The organism is Undibacterium sp. SXout20W (assembly GCF_049340285.1).
In the GTDB taxonomy this organism is placed as follows: domain Bacteria; phylum Pseudomonadota; class Gammaproteobacteria; order Burkholderiales; family Burkholderiaceae_D; genus Undibacterium.
Genome location: NZ_JBMPPH010000126.1, coordinates 1 through 442, shown reverse-complemented (window position 1 = coordinate 442; position 442 = coordinate 1). Strand labels below are relative to the sequence as shown.

Here is a 442-nt window from a genome sequence, read left to right as displayed (position 1 = left end):
TCATAGTATTAATTGAAGACGCCGTTAGCAGTGGTAGTAGACGCGCGGCAGCCTGTGCCATGCTTGACATCAGCCTGCGCAGCTACCAGCGCTGGACACGTGAAGGTGGTCATGGAATTGTAGATGGGCGCAAAGGTTGTCAACGTGCGGCACCGGCTAACAAACTGAGCGACGAGGAGCGGCAGCAGATTCTTGTGGTGGCCAATAGCACTGAATTTGCCAGCAGCCCGCCAAGCCAGATGGTGCCGACTCTGGCGGATCGCGGTGAGTATTTGGCGTCTGAGTCGACCATTTACCGGATATTGAAAGCCGAGGAGCAGCAGCATCACCGGGGACGCGCAAGCAAACCGAGTACCAGAGTTGTTACAAGCCACTGTGCGACCGAACCGAATCGTCTGTGGGCTTGGGATATTACCTGGCTGCCGGCAGATGTGAAGGGGCT

At 56.6% G+C, this 442-nt stretch carries 1 protein-coding gene; it reads left to right on the top strand.

The window, feature by feature from the left end:
* A partial coding sequence (locus tag ACO0K1_RS20305; protein WP_423029028.1) for a helix-turn-helix domain-containing protein occupies positions 1-442 on the top strand: 442 nt, incomplete at both ends.